This window comes from Photobacterium iliopiscarium (assembly GCF_003026395.1).
In the GTDB taxonomy this organism is placed as follows: Bacteria; Pseudomonadota; Gammaproteobacteria; order Enterobacterales; family Vibrionaceae; genus Photobacterium; species Photobacterium iliopiscarium.
Genome location: NZ_PYOO01000024.1, coordinates 1 through 22,712 on the forward strand (window position 1 = coordinate 1; position 22,712 = coordinate 22,712).

Annotated in this window: 19 protein-coding genes and 10 tRNA genes; 15 read left to right on the forward strand and 14 right to left on the reverse strand. The window is 40.3% G+C overall.

What is annotated here, in order from left to right; translation table 11 throughout:
* Window positions 1-51: 51 nt before the first annotated feature.
* From C9J51_RS18785 to lolB, 11 genes are all read right to left on the reverse strand, one after another.
* Window positions 52-126 (reverse strand) — tRNA-Gln (locus C9J51_RS18785).
* Window positions 127-192: 66 nt separating this feature from the next.
* Window positions 193-277 (reverse strand) — tRNA-Leu (locus tag C9J51_RS18790).
* A gap of 81 nt (window positions 278-358) precedes the next feature.
* A tRNA-Met gene (locus C9J51_RS18795) sits at window positions 359-435 on the reverse strand.
* Between the two features lie 61 nt (window positions 436-496).
* Window positions 497-571 (reverse strand) — tRNA-Gln (locus tag C9J51_RS18800).
* A gap of 43 nt (window positions 572-614) precedes the next feature.
* A tRNA-Leu gene (locus C9J51_RS18805) sits at window positions 615-699 on the reverse strand.
* Between the two features lie 49 nt (window positions 700-748).
* Window positions 749-825: transfer RNA gene (locus tag C9J51_RS18810), tRNA-Met, on the reverse strand.
* Window positions 826-1,129: 304 nt separating this feature from the next.
* Window positions 1,130-2,221 carry a redox-regulated ATPase YchF gene (gene ychF, locus C9J51_RS18815; RefSeq protein ID WP_045038699.1) on the reverse strand — a complete coding sequence of 364 codons (1,092 nt, stop codon included), beginning with the start codon at window positions 2,219-2,221 and terminating at the stop codon, window positions 1,130-1,132.
* A gap of 94 nt (window positions 2,222-2,315) precedes the next feature.
* A complete protein-coding gene (gene pth, locus C9J51_RS18820) occupies window positions 2,316-2,906 on the reverse strand; it encodes an aminoacyl-tRNA hydrolase (RefSeq protein ID WP_045038698.1) in 591 nt (196 codons plus the stop codon).
* 254 nt (window positions 2,907-3,160) lie between these two features.
* Complete coding sequence (locus C9J51_RS18825) at window positions 3,161-4,108, reverse strand: ribose-phosphate pyrophosphokinase (RefSeq protein WP_045038697.1); 948 nt, start codon at window positions 4,106-4,108, stop codon at window positions 3,161-3,163.
* Between the two features lie 32 nt (window positions 4,109-4,140).
* Window positions 4,141-5,019, reverse strand: coding sequence for a 4-(cytidine 5'-diphospho)-2-C-methyl-D-erythritol kinase (ispE, locus tag C9J51_RS18830; protein ID WP_045038696.1), 879 nt, complete (start codon window positions 5,017-5,019; stop codon window positions 4,141-4,143).
* A gap of 48 nt (window positions 5,020-5,067) precedes the next feature.
* Window positions 5,068-5,742 carry a lipoprotein insertase outer membrane protein LolB gene (lolB, locus tag C9J51_RS18835; protein WP_231579460.1) on the reverse strand — a complete coding sequence of 225 codons (675 nt, stop codon included), beginning with the start codon at window positions 5,740-5,742 and terminating at the stop codon, window positions 5,068-5,070.
* Between the two features lie 211 nt (window positions 5,743-5,953).
* On the opposite strand from lolB, the gene hemA reads away from it, so the two are divergent.
* The 7 genes from hemA to C9J51_RS18870 all read left to right on the forward strand — a co-directional run bounded on the left by hemA (window position 5,954) and on the right by C9J51_RS18870 (window position 12,826).
* Complete coding sequence (gene hemA, locus C9J51_RS18840; RefSeq protein ID WP_045038695.1) at window positions 5,954-7,216, forward strand: glutamyl-tRNA reductase; 1,263 nt, start codon at window positions 5,954-5,956, stop codon at window positions 7,214-7,216.
* Window positions 7,217-7,261: 45 nt separating this feature from the next.
* Window positions 7,262-8,350, forward strand: a complete 1,089-nt coding sequence (gene prfA, locus C9J51_RS18845) for a peptide chain release factor 1 (protein WP_045038694.1) — start codon at window positions 7,262-7,264, stop codon at window positions 8,348-8,350.
* Entirely contained in the window at window positions 8,350-9,204 is an 855-nt protein-coding gene (gene prmC, locus C9J51_RS18850) for a peptide chain release factor N(5)-glutamine methyltransferase (RefSeq protein ID WP_045040858.1), read from the forward strand. The genes prfA and prmC overlap by 1 nt, the downstream gene beginning before the upstream one ends.
* Before the next feature lie 5 nt (window positions 9,205-9,209).
* The gene (locus C9J51_RS18855; protein ID WP_045038701.1) at window positions 9,210-9,590 is read left to right on the forward strand and encodes a SirB2 family protein; all 381 of its coding nucleotides are present in this window, start codon (window positions 9,210-9,212) and stop codon (window positions 9,588-9,590) included.
* A gap of 13 nt (window positions 9,591-9,603) precedes the next feature.
* The gene (locus tag C9J51_RS18860) at window positions 9,604-10,413 is read left to right on the forward strand and encodes a SirB1 family protein (protein ID WP_045038692.1); all 810 of its coding nucleotides are present in this window, start codon (window positions 9,604-9,606) and stop codon (window positions 10,411-10,413) included.
* A 14-nt stretch (window positions 10,414-10,427) separates the two neighbouring features.
* Window positions 10,428-11,282 (forward strand): 3-deoxy-8-phosphooctulonate synthase, encoded by an 855-nt coding sequence (kdsA, locus tag C9J51_RS18865; RefSeq protein ID WP_082064270.1) that lies wholly within the window; start codon window positions 10,428-10,430, stop codon window positions 11,280-11,282.
* A gap of 284 nt (window positions 11,283-11,566) precedes the next feature.
* Window positions 11,567-12,826: an SLC5/6 family protein gene (locus C9J51_RS18870; RefSeq protein WP_107238120.1), complete on the forward strand. Its 1,260-nt coding sequence runs from the start codon at window positions 11,567-11,569 to the stop codon at window positions 12,824-12,826.
* Between the two features lie 113 nt (window positions 12,827-12,939).
* Here the strand turns inward: C9J51_RS18870 and C9J51_RS18875 are convergent, their stop codons facing one another.
* Window positions 12,940-14,823: a methyl-accepting chemotaxis protein gene (locus tag C9J51_RS18875; RefSeq protein WP_045040859.1), complete on the reverse strand. Its 1,884-nt coding sequence runs from the start codon at window positions 14,821-14,823 to the stop codon at window positions 12,940-12,942.
* Window positions 14,824-15,120: 297 nt separating this feature from the next.
* On the opposite strand from C9J51_RS18875, the gene C9J51_RS18880 reads away from it, so the two are divergent.
* The 4 genes from C9J51_RS18880 (at window position 15,121) to C9J51_RS18895 (ending at window position 19,822) form a co-directional block, all read left to right on the forward strand.
* Window positions 15,121-16,479 (forward strand): Na+/H+ antiporter NhaC family protein, encoded by a 1,359-nt coding sequence (locus tag C9J51_RS18880; protein WP_045040860.1) that lies wholly within the window; start codon window positions 15,121-15,123, stop codon window positions 16,477-16,479.
* Window positions 16,480-16,790: 311 nt separating this feature from the next.
* Window positions 16,791-18,464, forward strand: coding sequence for a bifunctional UDP-sugar hydrolase/5'-nucleotidase UshA (gene ushA, locus C9J51_RS18885; protein ID WP_107275281.1), 1,674 nt, complete (start codon window positions 16,791-16,793; stop codon window positions 18,462-18,464).
* A 199-nt stretch (window positions 18,465-18,663) separates the two neighbouring features.
* Window positions 18,664-19,143, forward strand: a complete 480-nt coding sequence (gene ybaK, locus C9J51_RS18890; RefSeq protein WP_107275280.1) for a Cys-tRNA(Pro) deacylase — start codon at window positions 18,664-18,666, stop codon at window positions 19,141-19,143.
* Window positions 19,144-19,207: 64 nt separating this feature from the next.
* Entirely contained in the window at window positions 19,208-19,822 is a 615-nt protein-coding gene (locus C9J51_RS18895; RefSeq protein ID WP_045040861.1) for a LysE family translocator, read from the forward strand.
* A gap of 49 nt (window positions 19,823-19,871) precedes the next feature.
* On the opposite strand, the gene C9J51_RS18900 is transcribed toward C9J51_RS18895, so the two are convergent.
* Complete coding sequence (locus C9J51_RS18900) at window positions 19,872-20,786, reverse strand: DMT family transporter (protein ID WP_045040862.1); 915 nt, start codon at window positions 20,784-20,786, stop codon at window positions 19,872-19,874.
* Between the two features lie 166 nt (window positions 20,787-20,952).
* Window positions 20,953-21,534: a DNA endonuclease SmrA gene (gene smrA / locus C9J51_RS18905; RefSeq protein ID WP_045040863.1), complete on the reverse strand. Its 582-nt coding sequence runs from the start codon at window positions 21,532-21,534 to the stop codon at window positions 20,953-20,955.
* A 434-nt stretch (window positions 21,535-21,968) separates the two neighbouring features.
* Here smrA and C9J51_RS18910 point away from each other — a divergent pair.
* The 4 genes from C9J51_RS18910 (at window position 21,969) to C9J51_RS18925 (ending at window position 22,683) form a co-directional block, all read left to right on the forward strand.
* Window positions 21,969-22,045 (forward strand) — tRNA-Pro (locus C9J51_RS18910).
* Between the two features lie 8 nt (window positions 22,046-22,053).
* Window positions 22,054-22,129: transfer RNA gene (locus tag C9J51_RS18915), tRNA-His, on the forward strand.
* A 169-nt stretch (window positions 22,130-22,298) separates the two neighbouring features.
* A tRNA-Pro gene (locus C9J51_RS18920) sits at window positions 22,299-22,375 on the forward strand.
* Window positions 22,376-22,606: 231 nt separating this feature from the next.
* A tRNA-Pro gene (locus tag C9J51_RS18925) sits at window positions 22,607-22,683 on the forward strand.
* Window positions 22,684-22,712 lie beyond the last annotated feature (29 nt).

Sequence of the window (22,712 nt, forward strand, 5' to 3'; positions counted from 1 at the left end):
CAATTCCGCCACTTCCGCAATGATTAACTGTCGCAACAATTAATCTAAATATGGCAGGTCTACCTGGATTCGAACCAGGGTATGACGGCATCAAAAGCCGTTGCCTTACCGCTTGGCGATAGACCTATCAGTGCTTAAATTACATAAGCGTTGCTTGTTGGGTAGTAACAAGACTTTTTAAATCAGAGAGAATGGTGCGGAAGGAGAGACTTGAACTCTCACACCTTGCGGCGCTAGAACCTAAATCTAGTGCGTCTACCAATTCCGCCACTTCCGCATATTGTCAGTTATAAATAACTGTTGTCTCTGATTGTTATTTTTCAATCAAGTATAGGTAAATACTTAGTTGAAGAATAAATGGTGGCTACAACGGGATTCGAACCTGTGACCCCATCATTATGAGTGATGTGCTCTAACCAACTGAGCTACGTAGCCAACGCAAAATACCAATTAATAATATTCACTAAGAATAAAGTTAATCGTTATTTTTAAATAATGGCAGGTCTACCTGGATTCGAACCAGGGTATGACGGCATCAAAAGCCGTTGCCTTACCGCTTGGCGATAGACCTACAGTGTGCTTTTTCAAGCTATCTCTCAACTCTATTGAGAGAATGGTGCGGAAGGAGAGACTTGAACTCTCACACCTTACGGCGCTAGAACCTAAATCTAGTGCGTCTACCAATTCCGCCACTTCCGCATTTTGTCAATAAATAATATTGATTTTCAATCTTATAATAAAATTGAAATGGTGGCTACGACGGGATTCGAACCTGTGACCCCATCATTATGAGTGATGTGCTCTAACCAACTGAGCTACGTAGCCATTTTGCTTCCAATAGCCACTGCTCTTAGTGAGCCGCTTCGTTGGGAACGGGGCGCATTATGCTCATACCAGCTAAAACCGTCAATAGTTTTTTTTGAAAAACAGCGAAAATTCGTTTGTTCGTCGGTTATTTGGGCGAACTGGGCGAATCACAAACTGATATCTGAATTGTCAGCTAATAATAATTAAAACTGTGACCTAGCGCTGATCTATTTTTAAGCTTGAGGTGATAAAAAATAAGCCAGCATTATGCTGGCTTATTCATCAATTCATCGTTATATCAATAATAATTGAATAGAAACGATTATACGTTGAAGCGGAAATGGACTACATCACCATCTTTAACGATGTATTCTTTACCTTCTAGACGCCATTTACCTGCATCTTTTGCTGCTGATTCGCCACCGCATTCGATGTAATCATTGTAGCCAATAACTTCTGCGCGAATGAAGCCTTTTTCAAAGTCAGTGTGGATCACACCGGCAGCTTTTGGTGCTGTAGCGCCAACAGGGATAGTCCATGCACGTACTTCTTTAACACCAGCAGTGAAATAAGTTTGTAGTGCAAGTAATTCATAGCCAGAACGAATTACACGGTTAAGACCTGGTTCTTCGATACCCATATCCGCTAGGAATTCTTCACGATCTTCATCATCAAGTTCAGCGATTTCAGATTCCATTGCCGCACAGATAGGCACAACAATGGCGTTTTCTGTTGCTGCGCGCTCAATAACTTTGTCTAGGAATGGGTTGTTTTCAAAACCATCTTCACTAACGTTAGCAATGTACATTGTTGGTTTTAGTGTTAAGAAGTGCAGGTAATCAACCGCTGCTTTTTCTTCTTGGCTTAAATCCATTGCACGTAGCATTTCGCCATCAGTTAATACTGGTAGCATTTTTTCTAGTACTTTGATCTCAGTTTTAGCATCGTTATCGCCACCTTTAGCTCGCTTAGCGACACGGAAAATAGCACGCTCACAGGTATCAAGGTCAGCCATTGCTAGCTCAAGGTTGATGATATCGATATCTTCAAGAGGGTCAATACGGCCAGCAACGTGAACGATGTTCTCATTTTCAAAACAACGAACAACGTGACCAATAGCATCAGTTTCACGAATATTAGCTAGGAACTTGTTACCAAGACCTTCACCTTTAGATGCGCCAGCAACAAGGCCTGCGATGTCTACAAATTCCATTGTGGTTGGCAGAATACGTTCTGGTTTAACGAATACTGCTAATGCATCCATGCGAGGATCTGGCACAGGTACAACACCTGTGTTTGGCTCGATAGTACAGAATGGGAAGTTAGCTGCTTCGATGCCTGCTTTTGTTAAGGCATTGAACAGTGTTGACTTACCAACGTTTGGTAGACCTACGATACCGCATTTAAAACCCATGGCTTGTAACCCTTTTGGTGATTATTCTGTAACAACTCAACTATAGTGCTCAACGATGAGCCTATAACGACAAAGTAGTACTGTTGCCAGTGCGCTATTCTGCCTTGAATGAATGAAGACGATTTTGTGCCTTACTCAGGCCGTCTTTTAGAAGCACATCAATACAGCGAACTGATTCATCAACTGCTGCATCAATAAGTTCTTGATCTTTGGCTGGTGCTTTTCCTAGCACGTAGCCAGCGACTTTATTTTTATCGCCAGGGTGGCCAATGGCTATCCTTAAGCGATAGAAATCTTTGTTATTGCCCATTTTGCTAATGATATCACGCAGACCATTATGACCGCCGTGACCACCACCTTTTTTAAACTTGGCAACACCAGGAGGTAAGTCAAGTTCATCATGCGCAACTAAAATTTCTTCCGGTTTAATTTGGAAAAAATTAGCGAGCGCGGCAACTGACTTACCCGATAAATTCATGAATGTGGTTGGGATCAACAAGCGAAGATCTTGGCCGTTCGTCGTGATCCTGCCTGTTAGACCAAAATATTTTGGATCTAGACGTAGGGTAACGTTATGGACTCGAGCTAGTTCTTCAACGACCCATGCACCAGCATTGTGGCGGGTTTGTGCATACTCTTGGCCAGGGTTTGCCAGGCCGACAAGTAACCGAATATTATTACTCACGCTTGTCTCTCTTGTCATATAGCCATAGTGATAGCGTTTTGTGATGACCATTACTATTGTCATGCTTAAACCGAGCAATAGTCGGGTTCAAAACGCGCGCTATATTATACTAAATCAAGTGAAATTGATACGACTCTGCGGTGATCGGGTTTTTCAGTGGTAGATAAAAAATAAAACGCCCCGCAAAAGCGAGGCGTTGGTTTTTATTTAGCTGAGAATTTAGCTGAGAAAAATCTCATGCTAATTGAACGTGATTAGTGTTCAAACATAGCAGAAATTGATTCTTCATTACTGATACGACGAATCGCTTCAGCTAGCATACCAGACAGCGTCAATACAGAAACTTTGCCTGTTGCTGCAATTTCTTTAGTCAGTGGAATTGAGTCAGTCACAATGATTTCATCAATCACAGATTCAGTGATGTTTTGCAGCGCACTACCAGAGAATACAGGGTGAGTAGCGTAAGCAAATACACGTTTAGCACCGCGTTCTTTTAGTGCTTCAGCCGCTTTACATAACGTACCGCCAGTATCGATCATGTCATCAACGATAATACAATCGCGACCTTCAACATCACCAATTAGGTGCATAACTTGAGAAACGTTAGCACGTGGACGGCGTTTATCAATGATAGCAATATCAGTATCATCTAGTAACTTAGCAATGGCACGAGCACGTACAACACCGCCGATATCAGGAGAAACAACAACAGGATCTTGTAGGTTTTTCGCTAACATATCTTCAAGTAACACAGGGCTACCAAATACGTTATCTACCGGTACGTCGAAGAAACCTTGGATTTGTTCAGCGTGTAGATCAACCGTTAATACGCGGTCAACACCTACATTAGAAAGGAAGTCAGCAACAACTTTGGCAGTGATTGGCACACGAGCAGAACGTACACGACGATCTTGACGCGCATAACCGAAGTATGGAATCACAGCAGTAATACGACCTGCAGAAGCACGACGTAATGCATCGATCATAACAACCAGTTCCATTAGGTTGTCGTTAGTGGGTGCACAAGTTGATTGAATAATGAATACGTCGCTACCACGAACATTTTCATTAATCTGCACACATACTTCACCATCGGAGAAACGGTCAACCGTTGCGTCTCCTAATGAAATATAAAGACGATCAGCGATGCGTTGGGCTAGTTCTGGTGTAGCGTTACCAGCAAACAGCTTCATATCAGGCACGGTGTAAACCTCAGGTTGCGTCCAAGTTGTAATTACTGACAATCCATAGAATATGTGGCTAGCGTTGTCATCAAAGGAGATACATTAACACCTTCTGCGACAAATCCCTGGAGCCAGTCAGGTAAATTATTCAAAATATCATTAGCATCTTGCTCAGTGTCACATTCTGCGAACACACAAGCGCCAGTACCAGTTAATCTTGACGGTGCATATTCTAACAGCCATGAAAGCGCCTGATCAACCTCGGGATTAAGACTTCTTACAATTTTTTCGCAATCGTTTTCGTAAACCCTACGTAACAGGGCATCTAAGCTACGTTTTTTAGTGTTACGTGGTAGGTGTGGATGGTTGAAAATTTCAGCAGTTGCGATGCTGATATTAGGTTTTGCAATTAAATACCATTTTTCTTGTGGCAATGCAGGTTGTAATTTCTCACCAATACCTTCTGCAAAGGCACTATGACCACGAACAAAAACGGGTACGTCTGCGCCAAGTTTTAATCCAATAGCCGCAAGTTCATCAACAGATAATTGTGTTTGCCATAAAAAATTCAATGCGACTAAGGTTGTGGCAGCATTGGATGATCCGCCACCTAAGCCTCCACCCATCGGTAGAATTTTATCAATATGGATCTCTGCACCAAAATCTACTTGCGCGGCTTGGCGTAAAGCAACCGCAGCACGGTAAATTAAATTATCTTCAGTAGCGACACCCGTAATGGCTGGCATTAATGTGATTTTGCTGTCTTGACGGGCGGTAATGGTTAATGTGTCACCGTAATTAACAAACTGAAATAACGTTTGTAAGTCGTGATAACCATTGTCTCGCTGACCTGTAATGTAGAGAAAAAGGTTAAGTTTTGCAGGTGCTGGCCATTGAGTGGCAATATCAAATTTAGCTTCGTGGTTCATGACGATGACTCATTATTTCGTGAATTTAAAACGTTAATAAACAGATGATTACTGTACTTTCCAATCGGATACTTTTATTTTTATGGTTAAATCACCCTGTTTTAACGTCATCAGAATTGGCAAGGATGGTACCTGAGTATTATCGTAACTACTGTAATGCATCTCCCAAGTGCGACCCCCAATTTTTTTGGTTAAAAAGGCGACTTGGTTATTTTTATTGAGTAGATAATGATCGGTGCCTGTAGGTAGACCAATTAACCAATCTTGCATCTGTTGCAGTGGTAAATTAATACCCGTAAGTTGCTGTACTAATTGTGCGGCATCAGTGCCATGGTAGGTTTTACCATCAGGATCTGTAAGTGTAACGCTATGAGGATGCGCGTCCAACTTGAGGATTGTTTTATACATTTTGGTTAAAATGAGTTGATAATCATCAGGTTGATTTTGCCAATTAAAGGTGAGTGTTACCCGTTGTTGAGGACTGATATAACCAAATACACCTTGAGCACGATAATGGGTAAGTTGCTGTAATTGAGCTTGGTGGAGTGTCCAATCGGCTTTATGGGTGAGTGTTGGTTGTTGCGCACAACCTGAGAGTAATGATAACGATAAAGCGAAAAATGCGCCTAGCCACTTTTTTTGAGGTGCTATAACCACGTTTTTGAATGCGGGTGTCACTGTGGTTGAAGTGATATTTTTAACAAGATTACGCAATATCATCATAGGGGGTCTCTATCAGAATGAGCCAAAACAATAGCGATAATTTAATCGAAAGCCAAATTATACCCCCTAACGAGACTAATAAGGTGGCTAAAAAACGATAAAAATGGTGTCATTATGGAATGATTACGTCTGTTGTCTTTTATTACGACATGGCATCAAGTAAAATCTTCACCTTAGATTTTTTCACTGCCAAAGTGGGTATACTGTTTCCATGACCTTGCTTGCATTAGGAATCAACCACAAAACAGCTTCTGTTGATTTGCGTGAGAAGGTAGCTTTTTCTCCTGAAAAACTGTCTTTGGCACTGCAGGAGCTTAAAAACCATCCTGAGGTATCGAGTGCGGTTATTGTATCGACATGCAACCGTACCGAGGTTTACTGTGAGTTATCGCAGTCAGGGCCGGGTGTGATTATTGACTGGTTGACCAAATTTCATCAGATCACAGCCGAAGAATTGATGCCAAGCCTGTACTTTCATGAACAACAAGCTGCGGCGCGGCATTTAATGCGTGTCGCGTGTGGCTTAGATTCGTTAGTATTAGGCGAACCGCAAATCCTAGGACAGGTGAAGCAGTCTTATTCGGAATCAAAAAGCAATGGAACTGTGGTTGGTACCTTAGAAAAGTTGTTTCAAAAAACATTTACCGTTGCCAAGCGCGTGCGTACTGAAACCGATATCGGTGGCAATGCGGTTTCTGTTGCTTATGCTGCGTGTTCGTTGGCTCGACAAATTTTTGAAGCTTTATCAGGCGTGACGATGTTGCTCATTGGGGCAGGAGAGACCATTGAATTGGTTGCTCGTCATGCAGCTGAACAAGGCTGTAACCGTTTAATTGTGGCTAATAGAACTCGAGAACGTGCGCTTAATCTTGCACGTGAGTTTGGCGCTGAAGTGATAGGTTTAGAAGATATTCCTGATCATCTGCATCGTGCTGATATCGTGATTAGTTCGACGGCAAGCCCGTTACCTATTGTAGGTAAAGGCATGGTAGAAACTGCCTTAAAACAACGACGTAATCAGCCAATGCTCTTTGTTGATATTGCTGTACCGCGTGATATTGAATCACAGGTTGGCGATCTTAATGATGTATATTTATATTCTGTTGATGATCTGCATTCGATTGTCGAGAAAAATCGTGAGCAACGTAAAGTGGCTGCGATTCAAGCTGAGGCGATAATCACCGAAGAAAGTATAGCTTTTGTACAGTGGTTACGTTCACTGGAAGCGGTGGATAGTATCCGTGACTATCGTCAATATGCTGAAGCAATAAAACATGAGCTGTTACAACGCAGCTTACAAGCAATCGCCAATGGCACCGATCCTGAAAGAGCCTTGGTAGAATTGAGTAATAAACTAACTAATAAGCTTATCCACGCTCCGACTAAAGCCATGCAACAGGTTGCCAAAGATGGTGAATCTGACAAATTGGTTGTGATCCGTGAAGCACTCGGGCTGGATTCCTATAACGATTAGCAGTTGATGGCTTTGGCCGTCACTCCGCACCCTAATTAGAAGATTATGAAGCAATCAATTTTAATTAAATTAGAAACTCTAGTTGAACGTTACGAAGAAGTTCAACATTTACTGGGTGATTCCAGTGTTCTTAGTGATCAAAACCGATTTCGTGCACTATCAAAAGAATATTCTCAGCTTGAAGAAGTGACCAAGTGTTTTCAGGCATATCAACAAGCCAAAGAAGATCTTGAAGCTGCTGAAGAAATGGCACAAGAAGATGACGCTGAAATGCGCGAAATGGCGCAAGAAGAAATCAAAGACGCGAAAGCTGAAATTGAACGTTTAGCCGATGAATTACAATTATTATTGATTCCTAAAGATCCTAATGATGATCGTAACTGTTTCGTTGAAATTCGCGCAGGTGCTGGTGGCGATGAAGCGGGTATTTTTGCGGGTGATCTATTCCGTATGTATAGCCGTTATGCAGAACGTCGCGGTTGGCGTATCGAGATCATCAGTGAAAACCGCTCAGAGCAAGGCGGTTACAAAGAGATGATCGCAAAAGTAAACGGCGATGGCGCTTATGGCGTATTAAAGTTTGAGTCAGGCGGTCACCGTGTACAACGTGTACCTGCTACAGAATCTCAAGGCCGTGTACATACATCTGCTTGTACTATCGCAATTTTACCTGAAATTCCAGAAGCGGAAATTCCAGAAATTAATGCGGGCGATTTACGTATTGATACTTTCCGTTCATCAGGCGCGGGTGGTCAGCACGTTAACACCACCGACTCTGCAATTCGTATTACTCACTTACCAACCGGTATTGTGGTTGAGTGTCAGGATGAGCGTTCACAGCACAAAAACAAAGCGAAAGCGATGTCAGTGTTGGCTGCACGTATTATTAAAGCAGAAGAAGCGCGTCGTCATGAAGCAGAAGCAAGTACCCGTCGTGATTTGCTAGGTTCGGGTGATCGTTCAGATCGTATTCGTACTTATAACTACCCTCAAGGTCGTGTTTCGGATCACCGTATTACACTAACACTTTATCGTTTGAATGAAGTGATGGAAGGTGACTTAGACGCACTGATTCAGCCTGTATTTGTAGAATATCAAGCCGATCAGCTTGCTGCGATGGCTGAGCAAAACTAATGTCACGTAGCATTGAATGTCTATTACAACAGACCAGTGCACAACTTGTGATTGCGGGCTCAAATAGCCCGCAATTAGACAGTGCAGTATTGCTATGTCATGTATTAGATAAACCGCGTAGTTATTTGTTAACATGGCCGGAAAAACAACTTGATGATACGCAATTTGATGTTTTTTCAGCACTATTAGCCCGTCGAATAACGGGTGAGCCGATTGCTTATATTGTCGGTGAACGTGAGTTTTGGTCATTACCGTTGAAGGTATCGCCTTCAACATTAATTCCCCGTCCTGATACTGAACGATTGGTTGAATTAGCGCTTGAAAAAATCCCGACTAATGCATGCCAAGTACTTGATTTAGGTACAGGCACGGGTGCAATAGCATTGGCGATTGCATCTGAACGTACTGATGTTGCTGTTACTGGGATTGATTTACGTCCAGAAGCGGTGGCGTTAGCGACTGAAAATAGCCAACGATTAGACATTACTAATAGTCGTTTTTTAAGCGGTAGTTGGTATAGCCCTCTTGAGCAACAACCTCAATTTGCTGTTATTGTTAGTAACCCGCCTTATATTGACGAAGCGGATCCACATTTGGTTGAAGGTGATGTACGCTTTGAACCTAAAAGTGCATTAGTTGCTAGTGATAACGGACTCGCTGATATTCGTATTATTAGTCAAGATGGACGCCAATATTTATTACCTGACGGTTGGTTACTCATGGAACATGGTTTTGAACAAGGCGCTGCCGTTCGAACGATACTTGAGCAATTAGGCTATGTACAGGTATCAACATGTCAAGATTATGCTGGGCTCGATCGTGTCACGATGGGTTGCTGGCAAGGAGATCATTAACAATGATGTATATGGCAATGAAACACATCCACCTTACTGCTATTGCGTTAAGTGTCTTACTGTTTGTCGCTCGCTATATTATGGTGATGGCAAACTCATCAATGATAAATAAAAAATTCTTTAAAATTACACCCCATGTCATTGATACGATCATGTTAGCGTCTGGTGTCGCATTAATTTTTATTACTGGGTTTATGCCATTTACTGCGGGTAATGGTTGGCTAACAGAAAAATTAACCTGTGTTCTTGCCTATATTGCATTAGGTTATTTCACGCTTCACCATGGAAAGAATAAAGTATTTAAGACATTTGCCTTTTTAGGTGCCATTGGGTGGTTAGTTTTAGCTGCACAGCTGGCAATTACTAAAACACCCATTTTAGGCTGATGCAGGTAATATCATGATGCCATTTAATGAACAAGAGCTTAATCAGATGCCATTGGTCGATGGTGCGATTGCTTTTATGGCTGAAGTCGAGACTGATTTCCCTACCACTTGGGTACAGTTACGCTTGACGCAGTTAGCACAAGAAGCGGAACAAACGTTAATGGGGGAGGTTAACCCTCGTTTACGTTTAGATGGTCTATTACGGCTATTTTATCAAGAGTGGGGGTTTCAAGGGGATCTTCAGCAGTACTTTTCATCTGATAATGCCTTTTTAGATAAAGTATTAGAACGACGTAAAGGGATCCCGGTGAGTTTAGGCGCTATTTTATTGTATTTAGCTAAACAGCTTGAATTACCCGTCGAAAACGTTGGTTTTCCGACTCAATTTTTATTGAAAGTTGTGTGGTCGAAAGATGATATTCAATACATCAATCCTTTTGATGGTGAGTTTGTTAGTACCCATATTTTACGCAGTTGGTTAATTGGTCATCGTGGTCCTTTTGCTGAGTTTAAATCTGAATATCTTGATGAGCAGCAAAATAACGTTATTTTATCGCGTTGGTTAACGGTAATGAAAAGTGCGTTATTACGCGAAGAACAATTTACTGACGCGTTACGTTGCAGTGATTTAGCGCTGGTATTAAATCCTGGCGATCCACATGAGATTCGTGATCGAGGCTATATTTACCAGCAACTAGATTGCCTTCATGCTGCTGCGGTTGATTATTCTTATTTTATTGAACAATGCCCAGAAGATCCTGCTGCGGATTTGCTTAAACTTCAAGTGGATGCTCTGTACGAAGAGCCCCTCACTTTGCACTAGATGAGAAGATAAATATGATGCAACAAAAAATTGTTCGTGTTGGTGATATTGATGTTGCTAACGATAAGCCATTTGTACTTTTTGGTGGTATGAATGTACTAGAGTCTCGTGACCTAGCAATGAAGATGTGTGAGCATTACGTAGAAGTAACCACTAAATTGGGTATTCCTTTCGTATTTAAAGCGTCTTTTGATAAAGCTAACCGCTCATCTGTACATTCGTACCGTGGTCCTGGCTTAGAAGAAGGTTTAAAAATCTTCCAAGAACTAAAAGATACTTTTGGCGTGAAAATCATTACTGATATTCATGAAAAAGAACAAGCTCAAATTGTTGCTGATGTGGTTGATGTGATTCAGTTACCGGCTTTCCTTGCTCGTCAAACAGATCTTGTTGAAGCGATGGCAAAAACTGGCGCTGTAATTAATGTGAAAAAACCACAGTTTATGAGCCCTGGTCAAGTAGGTAATATTGTTGAGAAGTTCGCCGAGTGTGATAACAACAATGTGATTCTATGTGAGCGTGGCGTACTGTATGGTTATGATAACCTTGTCGTTGATATGCTAGGTTTTGATGTTATGAAAAAAGCATCAAAAGGTAGTCCAATTATTTTTGATGTAACGCATGCACTTCAGTGTCGCGATCCTCTTGGTGCTGCATCTGGCGGTCGTCGTGAGCAAACCATTGATCTTGCACGTTCAGGTATTGCAACTGGTATTGCTGGTTTGTTTATGGAAGCGCACCCAACGCCAGATTCTGCTCGTTGTGATGGCCCATCAGCTTTCCCGCTTGATAAGCTTGAGCCTTTCCTTGCACAAATTAAACAATTAGATGATTTAATTAAAAGTTTCGCGCCAATTGAAGTTAATTAATTACTATTGGTAATCTACTTTTAGCCCTGTGAATTCTATTCATGGGGCTTTTTTGTGCAATAAATAAACGATACATAAAAAATTGTTTAATTGAATAATTTGGTTATTTGTTTCAATTTAACAAGGTTTAAGCAGTTTAATATATTACATATTGCGTATTTTTTAGTGATAGTGGATTATTAGCTTGTGTTATTTTAGGGTGATCTGTGTCACTTTTTTTTTGAGTCTTTGTTGTGCTCGTTCCATACTGACGACCAAGTTTTATTAAGTCGTAGTGAGTTACCGTGTCAATATCGCAAGATCTTTCTATATCAGAAGCCAAAACAGTCTCGTCACGTTGGACTAAGCATGACACCAGTTGGATGTTAAGTTTATTTGGAACATCCGTTGGGGCTGGCATTCTATTTTTGCCGATTAATATTGGTTCGGGTGGTTTTTGGTCGTTAGTTATCATGGCATTACTTGCCGGACCGATGACTTTTTGGGCTCACCGTGGATTGGCACGATTTGTTTTATCATCGACCCAAAAAGATGCAGACTTTACCGATGTGGTTGAAGAGCACTTTGGTCAGCGTTATGGACGTTTAATCTCATTACTTTATTTTCTGTCTATTTTTCCTATTTTACTGATTTATGGTGTCGGTTTAACCAATACTGTTGATAGTTTTATCGTTCATCAATTAAACATGGCACCACCTTCACGGATCCTGCTATCGGGTTGTTTAGTGTTTGGTATGATCGCAATTATGTTAGCGGGTGAAAAAACCATGCTACGGGTCTTTGGAATGATTGTTTATCCACTGGCATTTATTTTAGCGGGTATTTCAATTTATCTTATTCCTAGTTGGCACATGCCTGATTTTAGCTTTCATCAAAGCATTGGCGATTTGAGTGCGTCATTATGGTTAGCCGTTCCCGTGGTTGTTTTTGCTTTTAGCTATACGCCAGTGGTTTCCGGTTTTGTTAATGCTCAGCGTCGTCAGTATGGTGATCAAGCACATAAAAAATCAGAAACGATTCTAAAACGTACGTCGGTGATGTTAATTGCGTTTGTATTGTTTTTTGTTTTTTCATGTGTATTAAGTTTAACGCCAGCGCAACTTCAACAAGCAAAAGTCGATAATGTGTCAGTGTTATCGTATTTAGCCAATGTTGAAGACAGTCCTTTTATTATGATTTTGGGGCCATTAATTGCCTTTATTGCGATTACATCGTCGTTCCTAGGTCACTTTATGGGGGCTCGCGAAAGTTTTAATGGCTTAATTGCCAAGCAAACTTCTTTACCGTTAAAGACCATTGATAAGATCGGGATTGTACTGATGTTTATCAGTATTTGGTTTGCAGCAGTAATGAATCCAAGCATTTTGGGCATGATGGAAGCACTATCAGGGCCGGTGATTGCGATGATTTTATTTTTAATGCCAATGCTGGCGGTATATCACATTGAAAGTTTAAAAATCTATCGTGGCAAAATAAGTACGTATTTCATCTTATTGATGGGGTGCTTAGCGGTAGGTGCAATTGTGTTTAATTTGGTTAAATAAAACGGTCGTTAGTTAAGATATAAAAATGAAGGCTTGCCTACTCTGTCTCTAGTGTTAACTAGCCGCAGGGTAGGCAAGCCTTTTTTGTTGATCATTAACGGTATAGCGAATAATTACAGTTTAAATCGATTAATTTCTTGTTGGAGTTCATGCGACAGCGTTGATAATTCTGCGGCTTGTTTCGCTGCTTCATTGGCTTCTATTGCCAATTCATTTGATACATCACGGATCCCCTCGGTATTACGAGTGATTTCTGATGTTACAGATGATTGTTCTTCTGCCGCGGAAGCGATTTGCGTTGCCATATCACTGATATTATTTACGGCGGTAGTGATTTGAGACAAGCTTGCAGAGGCTGAATTAGCATCATCAACACTGGTTTCTGCTAAATGACGGCTATCATCCATAATGCCAACCGCTTGGCTGGTGGTTTGTTGCAGTGTTTCTATCATTTGCTGAATTTCTTGGGTTGAAGCATGGGTACGTTGACTTAATACTCTTACTTCATCGGCAACAACAGCAAATCCTCGTCCTTGTTCTCCTGCTCGCGCCGCTTCGATAGCAGCATTAAGGGCTAATAAGTTGGTTTGCTCAGCAATGCCTTGAATTGTTGAAAGAATTGTATTGATACTTTGTGCATGGCTGTTTAATGCGCTGATGACACCAGTTGCGGTTTCAACTTCTTGGGCAAGACTCGCGATTGATTGTTGGCTTTGATTAACTTGGACGCTGCCATGGCCTGAAGCAATCACTGTTTCTTCTGAGGTGCGGGCAGTATTTTCTGCATTTGATGCAATTTCATGAGTGGCCGCTGCCATTTCATTAATTGCTGTAGCCACCATATTTATTTCATCTTGTTGAAATTGAATACGGGTACTGCGTTCTTCTGCTTGAGAGGCGGTGATATGTGACTGTTGGTTTAAAGTGCTAGAAACGAGACTTAAACGCGTCAGCATACTATGAAGGTTACTCACAAATAAGTTGAAGTTATGCGCTAATTGACCCACTTCATCGTTACTGTGAGGCTCAAGACGGCGGGTTAAATCACCTTCACCGTTCGCAATTTCAGCCAACGCTGCTGATACGCGGTTAAGATCGCGAAAGAGGAAATTAACTAATACTGTTAAAGTGGCAATCACTAATAGTGTAATAACGATTGCGGTAATAATTAACTGCTGTAACGCTGAATAGTAATTGGCTTCTTCTGTTGCCCGATCCATTTCTAACGCTAAAATCCAGTCGGTATTTGGTACGTTAGAAAAATAGAATACTTTTTGTTGGCCATTAATCGTTACAGTTTGTGGTTTATTGGTTGTAATTTGTTGTTCAATATTAGCCAGTGTCAGTTGGTTGCTGTATTGCGCCAATGGCTTAAGTAGTAATTGTTTATTTGGATGTGCTAAAAAGCTGCCATCTTGTTTATTGATTAACATTGCAAACGCATTGTCACCCACATCAAGGCTAATAACATCATTGATTAGTTGATCGATGAGAACATCAGCACCTACCACACCGACCATTTGACCATTATTGATTAATGGTTGGGCAATCGTAACTAATAATGCATTAGTAATGGCATCTTTATAAGCTGTAGTAATGATTTGTTTGCGAGCGGTTTGTGCGTCTTTATACCAAGGACGCGTGCGGGGATCATAATCAGCACGATTACGTTCGGGGTGTGAACGAAGCATTGCGCCATCAACAGCACCAAAATAAATATCATCAAAACCACCACTCTGACGTGCTTGTTCTAAAAACATTATATTGTTGGGTTGATTATAATATTTATCAAATGATTGTGTGATTGCGCGGCGGATATTCATCCAATCGGCTATACCGACGGTTGCTGTTGATGCAATGCTGTTAGCGCGTTCTGATGTACTGGCATGGGTTTCATTATCAAGTTGTTTGGCTGCCAGCCATGTTAATGCTGTTGCCATTATTATCACCGCAGATACGCTCGCAATGATCAGTTTTTGTTTGAGTGAAAACTGCATTAGTTCATCTCATGAGTAAAAATATACCTTATGAGAGCAAATTATAACTGGCATTACAATTGATTCAGTCATGATTAAATGCTTTATTTTATATCGCCTAAGCTATTGATATTTTATGACTTTTTATTGGCGTTAATGACGTGTAATGTCGTCAAAATATTGACGAAAATGTTTTTTTGACGCTTTTATCTGGGTGTTGATTGTAGTGCATATGGATGTTTAGACGTCTGGATGTTGACAGTGATGACACATCCCATTAACCTAAGGGAAATTCTAAAATAGATATTCATTATCAGCATGTCAAACACAACGAAAACAGCATCAATTACACCTTCAGCATTGGCATTGCTGCCATTGGGGATCTTTTTGTCCTTATTTATCGGTGTCGGTAGTTATCTTACTTATCAAGGCGTCGATTTCGCATTTTATCAATTACCGTCACCCGTTGCAGCATTACCTGCTGTGGTTGTGGCTATTTTACTGAGTAAAGAAAAATTAAATAAAGCGATAGAGCAATTTATTCGTGGTGTTGGCCATAGTGATATTATTGCAATGTGCATGATTTATTTATTAGCAGGTGCCTTTGCTGCGGTTGCTAAGGCCTCTGGTGGTGTTGATGCAACGGTAAACTTGGGGATGGCAATATTGCCTGCAAGCATGATTTTACCGGGTATTTTTGTTATTTCAGCGTTCATTGCTACCTCAATGGGGACTTCAATGGGTACTATTGCGGCAGTGGCTCCTGTTGCGTTAGGTATCGCTCAAGCTGCTGGAATGGATGTGGCATTAACGGCTGGTGTGGTATTAAGTGGTGCCATGTTTGGCGATAACTTATCTATTATTTCTGATACGACGATTGCAGCTACTCGATCTCAGGGCTGCCAGATGAAAGATAAATTCCGTGAAAACATTAAAATTGCTTTACCCGCCGCGATAGTAACAATGGTGTTGTTTGCTTTTAGTAGTTCTGTGACAACCTTGCCAGCGGCTAACCCTATTGAATGGCTCAAGGTCTTACCTTATATCACCATTTTAATCCTTGCTGTTTCTGGGGTGAACGTATTTGTGGTATTGAGTTTGGGTATTGTATTGGCTGGCGGTGTCGGATTATTCTCAATTGATAGCTATAGCTTAACCACGTTTGGTAAAGATATTTATAGTGGTTTTGGCAACATGCAGGAGATTTTCTTACTTTCAATGTTAATTGGTGGGGTGAGTGAGTTAATGCGTCAGCAAGGCGGATTAGCATTTTTAACCCAGCTTATTAGCCGTGTGATTGGTAAGTTTAGTTCAAAGCATAATGCATCAGAAAATTCACGGGCAAGTGAATTAGGTATCGCAAGTTTGGTGAGTTTAACTAACTGTTGTACTGCTAACAATACGGTCGCGATTATTGTATCAGGTGGGGTTGCTCGTGAGCTAGCCCAAGAAAATGGTGTTACACCTCGTCGTTCTGCGAGCTTATTGGATATATTCTCTTGTGTTATACAAGGGGTGTTACCTTATGGCGCTCAAGCATTATTACTTGGTTCAGTGTTTAAGTTATCACCATTAGAGATTGTCTCTCATTCTTACTATTGCTTCTTTTTAGCGATATCTGCATTAGTGGCTATTTTTATGCGTCGCTCAGCGACTAAATTTGAAAAAGTATTTTAAACCATAAATAATTATTTTTAGGGTTTGAATTTACTCAATATTTTTCTAAAAAGCTCGGCAGTGTCCGAGCTTTTTTTATGATTTGTGATCCACTATTTGTTTTGAATGTTGTAACAGTGATCTTGGTTACAAAATAATGACGCTATAACAGTGGTCGTTTTTTTATTCACTTACACTGAGCGCAATTATTATTAAGCTGTTATTTATTATTACTATTTAATTAAATAACACGATTATTTTTGCATCAATTTTATTCTATTTAAGCTATTTAAATGGCGATATTGATGATTAAAATCGTTAAGGTGGATAACATGAAACAACGTCTATTTGCTAAAACTGCATTAACAGCGGCTCTGCTTGCGGTACTTTCTGGTTGTGCTACACCGACAGGTGATACTGCGACGAAATGGGATGCTGATAAAACGTATCGTATTACTATTTTACATACCAATGATAACCATGGTCGTTTTTGGCAAAACCAAAATGGCGAATATGGAATGGCAGCGCGTAAAACGTTGTTAGATAACATTCGTGCAGAAGTAAAAGCAGAAGGCGGTACCACATTATTACTTTCTGGTGGTGATATTAATACCGGTGTTCCTGAATCAGATTTACAAGATGCAGAGCCAGATTTTAAAGGTATGAATTTGTTAGGTTACGATGCGATGGCATTAGGTAACCATGAATTTGATAACCCACTTGATGTATTACGTAAGCAACAACAATGGGCGAAATTCCCAATGTTATCAGCCAATATTTACGATAAAAAAACCGGTAAGCGTTTATTTAAGCCATATCAAATTTTTGAGCAGCAAGGGATTAAGATTGCGGTAATTGGATTAACCACTGAAGATACCGCTAAAATTGGTAATCCAGAATATATTGGTGCAATTGAATTCCGTGATCCAAAAGCGGAAGCAAAAAAAGTGATTGCTGAACTTGAAAAAAATGAAAAACCTGACGTAATCATTGCCGCAACCCATATGGGGCATTATGAAAATGGTCAACGAGGTATTAATGCCCCTGGTGATGTTGCATTAGCGCGTTATATGCAGCCGGGTGATTTAGATATGATCGTCGGTGGCCATTCACAAGAACCTGTGTGTATGGAATCACCCAATAAAAATAATAGTAATTTTAAGCCCGGTGATAAGTGTACGCCCGATCAACAAAATGGAACGTGGATAGTACAAGCACATGAATGGGGTAAGTATGTTGGGCGGGCTGATTTTGAATTTCAAAATGGAGAATTAAATCTTATTAGTTATGATTTGGTTCCCGTAAATTTGAAGAAAAAAATCAAATTAGATGATGGCAGCCAAAAGCGGGTTTTTATTCAGAATGAGATTCAACAAAACCCTCAAGTATTATCATTTTTAACACCATTCCAAGAAAAAGGCCAAGAACAACTAATGGTTAAGATCGCAGAATCTAACGGTAAGTTAGAAGGTGATCGTAGTGTGGTACGCTTTAAACAAACTAATTTAGGTCGTCTGATTGCAGCTTCCCATATGCAGCGTGCAAAAGCTGATTTTGCAGTGATGAACTCTGGTGGTGTACGAGATTCAATTAATGGCGGTGATATTACTTATAAAGATGTGCTGACTGTGCAACCGTTCGGTAATATTGTGTCTTATGTTGATATGTCAGGAAAAGACGTTTTAGACTATTTGAATGTGGTCGCAACTAAGCCTGTTGATTCTGGTGCTTATGCTCAATTTTATGGTATCACGATGACGGTTGCGAATGGTCAAGTGAGCAATGTTAAGATTGGTGGCAAGCCATTATTAATGAATAAGACCTACCGTTTTACCGTACCAAGTTTTAATGCTGCGGGTGGTGATGGCTATCCAAAAATTAACAAACATCCAGGATATGTGAATACTGGTTTCGTGGATGCGGAAGTGTTACAAGAATTCTTACAAAATAATAGTCCAATTGATGTTAATAAATATGCGCCTAAAGGTGAGATTATTTATAAATAAGTGATTATTATTGCTGAAATATATGTCATACGGTGCTGAATATTCAGTGCCGTTTTTTTGTCCTTTTTTTAAAATATTTCTCGGTATATAGTTCTATTTTGGTAAACAGATGTTGTTAGCTTCTTTGATGAATCTTATTTGAAATAAAGGGGAGCTAATTACAACTGTTTGGTTAATCAATGTTGTAAGAGAAAATGTTATGACACCTGCAATTAAACTAGCAAAAAAAAATAAAACCGAATTCCAAATTCATCAATATGAACATGATACTGCTAATAATAACTTTGGTCATGAAGCCGCGGAAATATTGGGATTAGATCCTCATCGCGTATTTAAAACACTATTATTTGCATTAAATGGTGATCCTAAAAACTTGGCTGTTGCGGTGGTTCCTGTCGCAGGGATGTTAGACCTAAAAGCTGCGGCTAAAGCGGCTGGTGGTAAAAAAGCCGAGATGGCTGATCCTAAATTAGCTGAAAAAGTAACGGGTTATATCGTTGGTGGTATTAGTCCTTTGGGGCAGAAAAAACGCCTACCTACTTTTGTTGATAGTAGCGCAGAGCAGTTTGAGACTATTTGTGTTAGTGCTGGACGTCGTGGCTTAGAAATAGAATTAGCAGCGAAAGATTTAGTGTCTTTAACGGGTGGGCATTTTGCAACGATAGCGAAACAAGATTGAGTCATCACAATTAATTGGGGTAATAAAGGATCCCGATCTATTCATTGATAAAAGGAAATTAACAATGACGATTAGTATTTGGCTTTCTTTATTACTCATTTGTCTATTAGGTGCGATGTCACCTGGACCCAGTTTGGCGGTAGTGGCTAAACATAGTCTATCAGGTGGACGTTGGCATGGTATTGTCTGTGCCTGGGCGCATGCTTGTGGAGTGGGGTGTTACGCATTATTCACCCTGCTTGGATTAGCGGTTGTTTTACATCAATCACCACTGCTATTTACTAGTGTCAGTTATGCGGGGGCAGGGTATTTAGCTTATTTAGGGCTTAATGCATTACGTTCTAAAGGTGGTGTTGCGGCAAAATTAGCGCAAGGGCAACCAAGTTCGTTGTTTGACGCGGCGCGTGATGGGGTGATGATCTCGCTATTTAATCCTAAATTAGCGTTATTCTTTCTTGCGTTGTTTAGCCAATTTGTCGCAGTCGGTAATGAAGTTTCATCAAAAGTGATTATCGTAGCGACACCGCTGCTGGTGGATGGATTTTGGTATACATTAATTGCGTGTATTTTATCTTATCCGCGTGTTCTTAGTGTGTTAAGAACGAAAGCACAATTGATTGATCGTCTGTCAGGGATCGTCTTACTGGGATTGGCCTTGCGCGTGGTGTGGTTAGTTTAATTATAAAACAGTCATTAAAAATAGCCGAACTCAGTTCGGCTATTTTACATTAGCAATTAGGCTGGCATCTTTTGTTACGTAACCAAATAGGCACAAAAGTATTTAAGATTGTCGCTAATATAATTAAGCTGACGCCAACAAGTTTGTTCCATGACATTGGATGGTTAAAGAACATAAATTGCCAAATGGCTGAGAAAATTAAATTAGTAAAAATAATTGGCGCTAATTGTGAACCTGACTCTGCGAGTTGGTAAGCTTTAGCTCGGAACACTTGCGTATTAACCGTACATACCGCCATAAATAGCAAGAGTAATAATAAAGGATGTTGCCAGCCAGTTAGTGTGTGCCACTCTACCGCCGTCGTCATTGGAGACAACATTAAAAAAGGTACTAAAAATATTGAGGCAACAATAAAGCTCCAAGCACTCACACCTAAAGGCGTTAGATTACTTTTACTTGAACGGTACATCGCCACTTGTGAGCCTGCATTAAAAATACCGCCAGCTAAACCTAATAATAAGCTCCCACCAAATTTCATTTGTTCAAGATTACCCGCAATAAAAAGCAAGCCGGTAAAAGTAATACCTAAATTGATAATAATTAGGCGTTTAATTGGTGTTTTAAAAAAGATACGTTCTAAAATTGGAACAAATAAAGGACTGGTACCAAATAAAACAACGGCTTCAACAAGGCTAAGGTGCTTAATTGAGGCAAGAAAACAAAGCTGGCTGCCTGTAATACAAATACCGCGAACAATTAAACCACTCCACGCTTGTTTATTGGGTTGTGACCATTGGGTGATCATCATTAACCAAAAGGCAAGAATTGCGGGGAATAAGAGGCGGAAAAAACATAACCATGCCGGATCAAAGCTGTGGGTTAGCCATTTAGCGAGTAATCCTGTTATTGATAAGCTAAATGTAGACACTAGCATTAACAGCATTGGGCGTATTTCTGAATTCATGAATAATCTCCTAGGGCGGCGACTTTACGTTAATTGTATGATAAATAAAGTCAAAACAATTTAACCCTAGGGTATGTTTTTCTTACCATTTTATTAAGGTGCTTATTCCAATGAAACTATACGCATTATTTTTTTATATTAAATATTAAAAAGTTATTTATGGTCGTTATTGATCCCGATGGTTCAAATGGCGTTCGCGTGTTTGTTGTTTTTTTGTCGTACTTTTTTTAAGCATAACGTAAAGTGCTCCAGTTCCACCATGTTGGCGTTGCGCTGAGTGAAAACAAAGCACATCTGAGATTTGTTCGAGCCATGTTGTGACAAAACTTTTCATTAATGCCTGAGGATTGCTACGCTCTCCTTTACCATGAACAATTATAACGATGCGAATATCTAAACGTTGGGATTGTTTTAAAAAAGCCAACACTTCATCACGAGCTTGAGATAAGGTCTTTTTATGGAGATCTAAACGGGCATGAATAGCATATTTCCCTTGGCGCATTTTCTTAAATACTGCCAACTGGACACCATCACGTTTAAACTCAATCATGTCATCTGGTTTGATCATATTGGCATTATCAATAGAGAGATAATCGATATTACCGTTAGCTAGTGTTTGTGCCGCAAGACGTCGAGCAAGTTGAGCTTCAGATACTTGGTATTTTTGTTGGATTAAAATAGTATCTTGTTTTATCGGCGCTACGTCGGCCATCATCTCTTTAAAGAGATCTAATTCATTATTAGACATAATAGACTCACTATAATTAAGCAATAATTTTAGTATACCTGCGCTTAATTGAAACAAAAGCCAATAAATAGGAAAGATAAAGATAGATATTTAAGGGTTTAAGCATTGAAATTCATTTAAAATTAACTATATCGTGTAATGATATTTGTCATTAAGTTTTTCAAATTATTGTAAATGTAGATAGTTGCTTGTATTTTATACAGAATAAGCTATTAGGACCTCTTGAAAGTGCTGTTTTAATACACATATATTTTAGTTACAAAAAAAATACCGTATAGGGGTTGCTAAAATAAAAATGGCGAGTATTATAAGCGACCTCAACGACGCACAGCGCGTTGATAATCGAAGAATAGCGTAGTTTAATAGCGCATCTTTGATGTTAGGAATTATAGATTTGAAGTTTACTTTTTATTTATGTTTCTAGCAAAATTAGTCGGTGAATAGCGCAGTTTGGTAGCGCATCTGGTTTGGGACCAGAGGGTCGGGGGTTCGAATCCCTCTTCACCGACCACTACAATGGTGGCTATAGCTCAGTTGGTAGAGTCCCGGATTGTGATTCCGGTTGTCGCGAGTTCAAGCCTCGTTAGCCACCCCATATTATAAGATGTTGATCTCCAGTCAGCATTTGGCTTTTAAAGCCCGCTTGTTTACAAGCATACAGAATTAAGTCGGTGAATAGCGCAGTTTGATAGCGCATCTCTGATGCTAGGAATAGCGGACCAGAGGGTTGACCCTTCTAGTAGCATTCCTAGAAAAGAATTAGTCGGTGAATAGCGCAGTTTGGTAGCGCATCTGGTTTGGGACCAGAGGGTCGGGGGTTCGAATCCCTCTTCACCGACCACTATTTAAAAGTAGTGGTTTGTTAAAACCATTATTATTGTCGGTGAATAGCGCAGTTTGATAGCGCATCTCTGATGTTGGGAATAGCGGACCAAAGGATTGACCCTTCTAGCAGCGTTCCTAGAAAAGAATTAAGTCGGTGAATAGCGCAGTTTGATAGCGCATCTCTGATGTTAGGAATAGCGGACCAGAGGGTTGACCCTTCTAGCAGCGTTCCTAGAAAAGAATTAGTCGGTGAATAGCGCAGTTTGGTAGCGCATCTGGTTTGGGACCAGAGGGTCGGGGGTTCGAATCCCTCTTCACCGACCACTATTTAAAAGTAGTGGTTTGTTAAAACC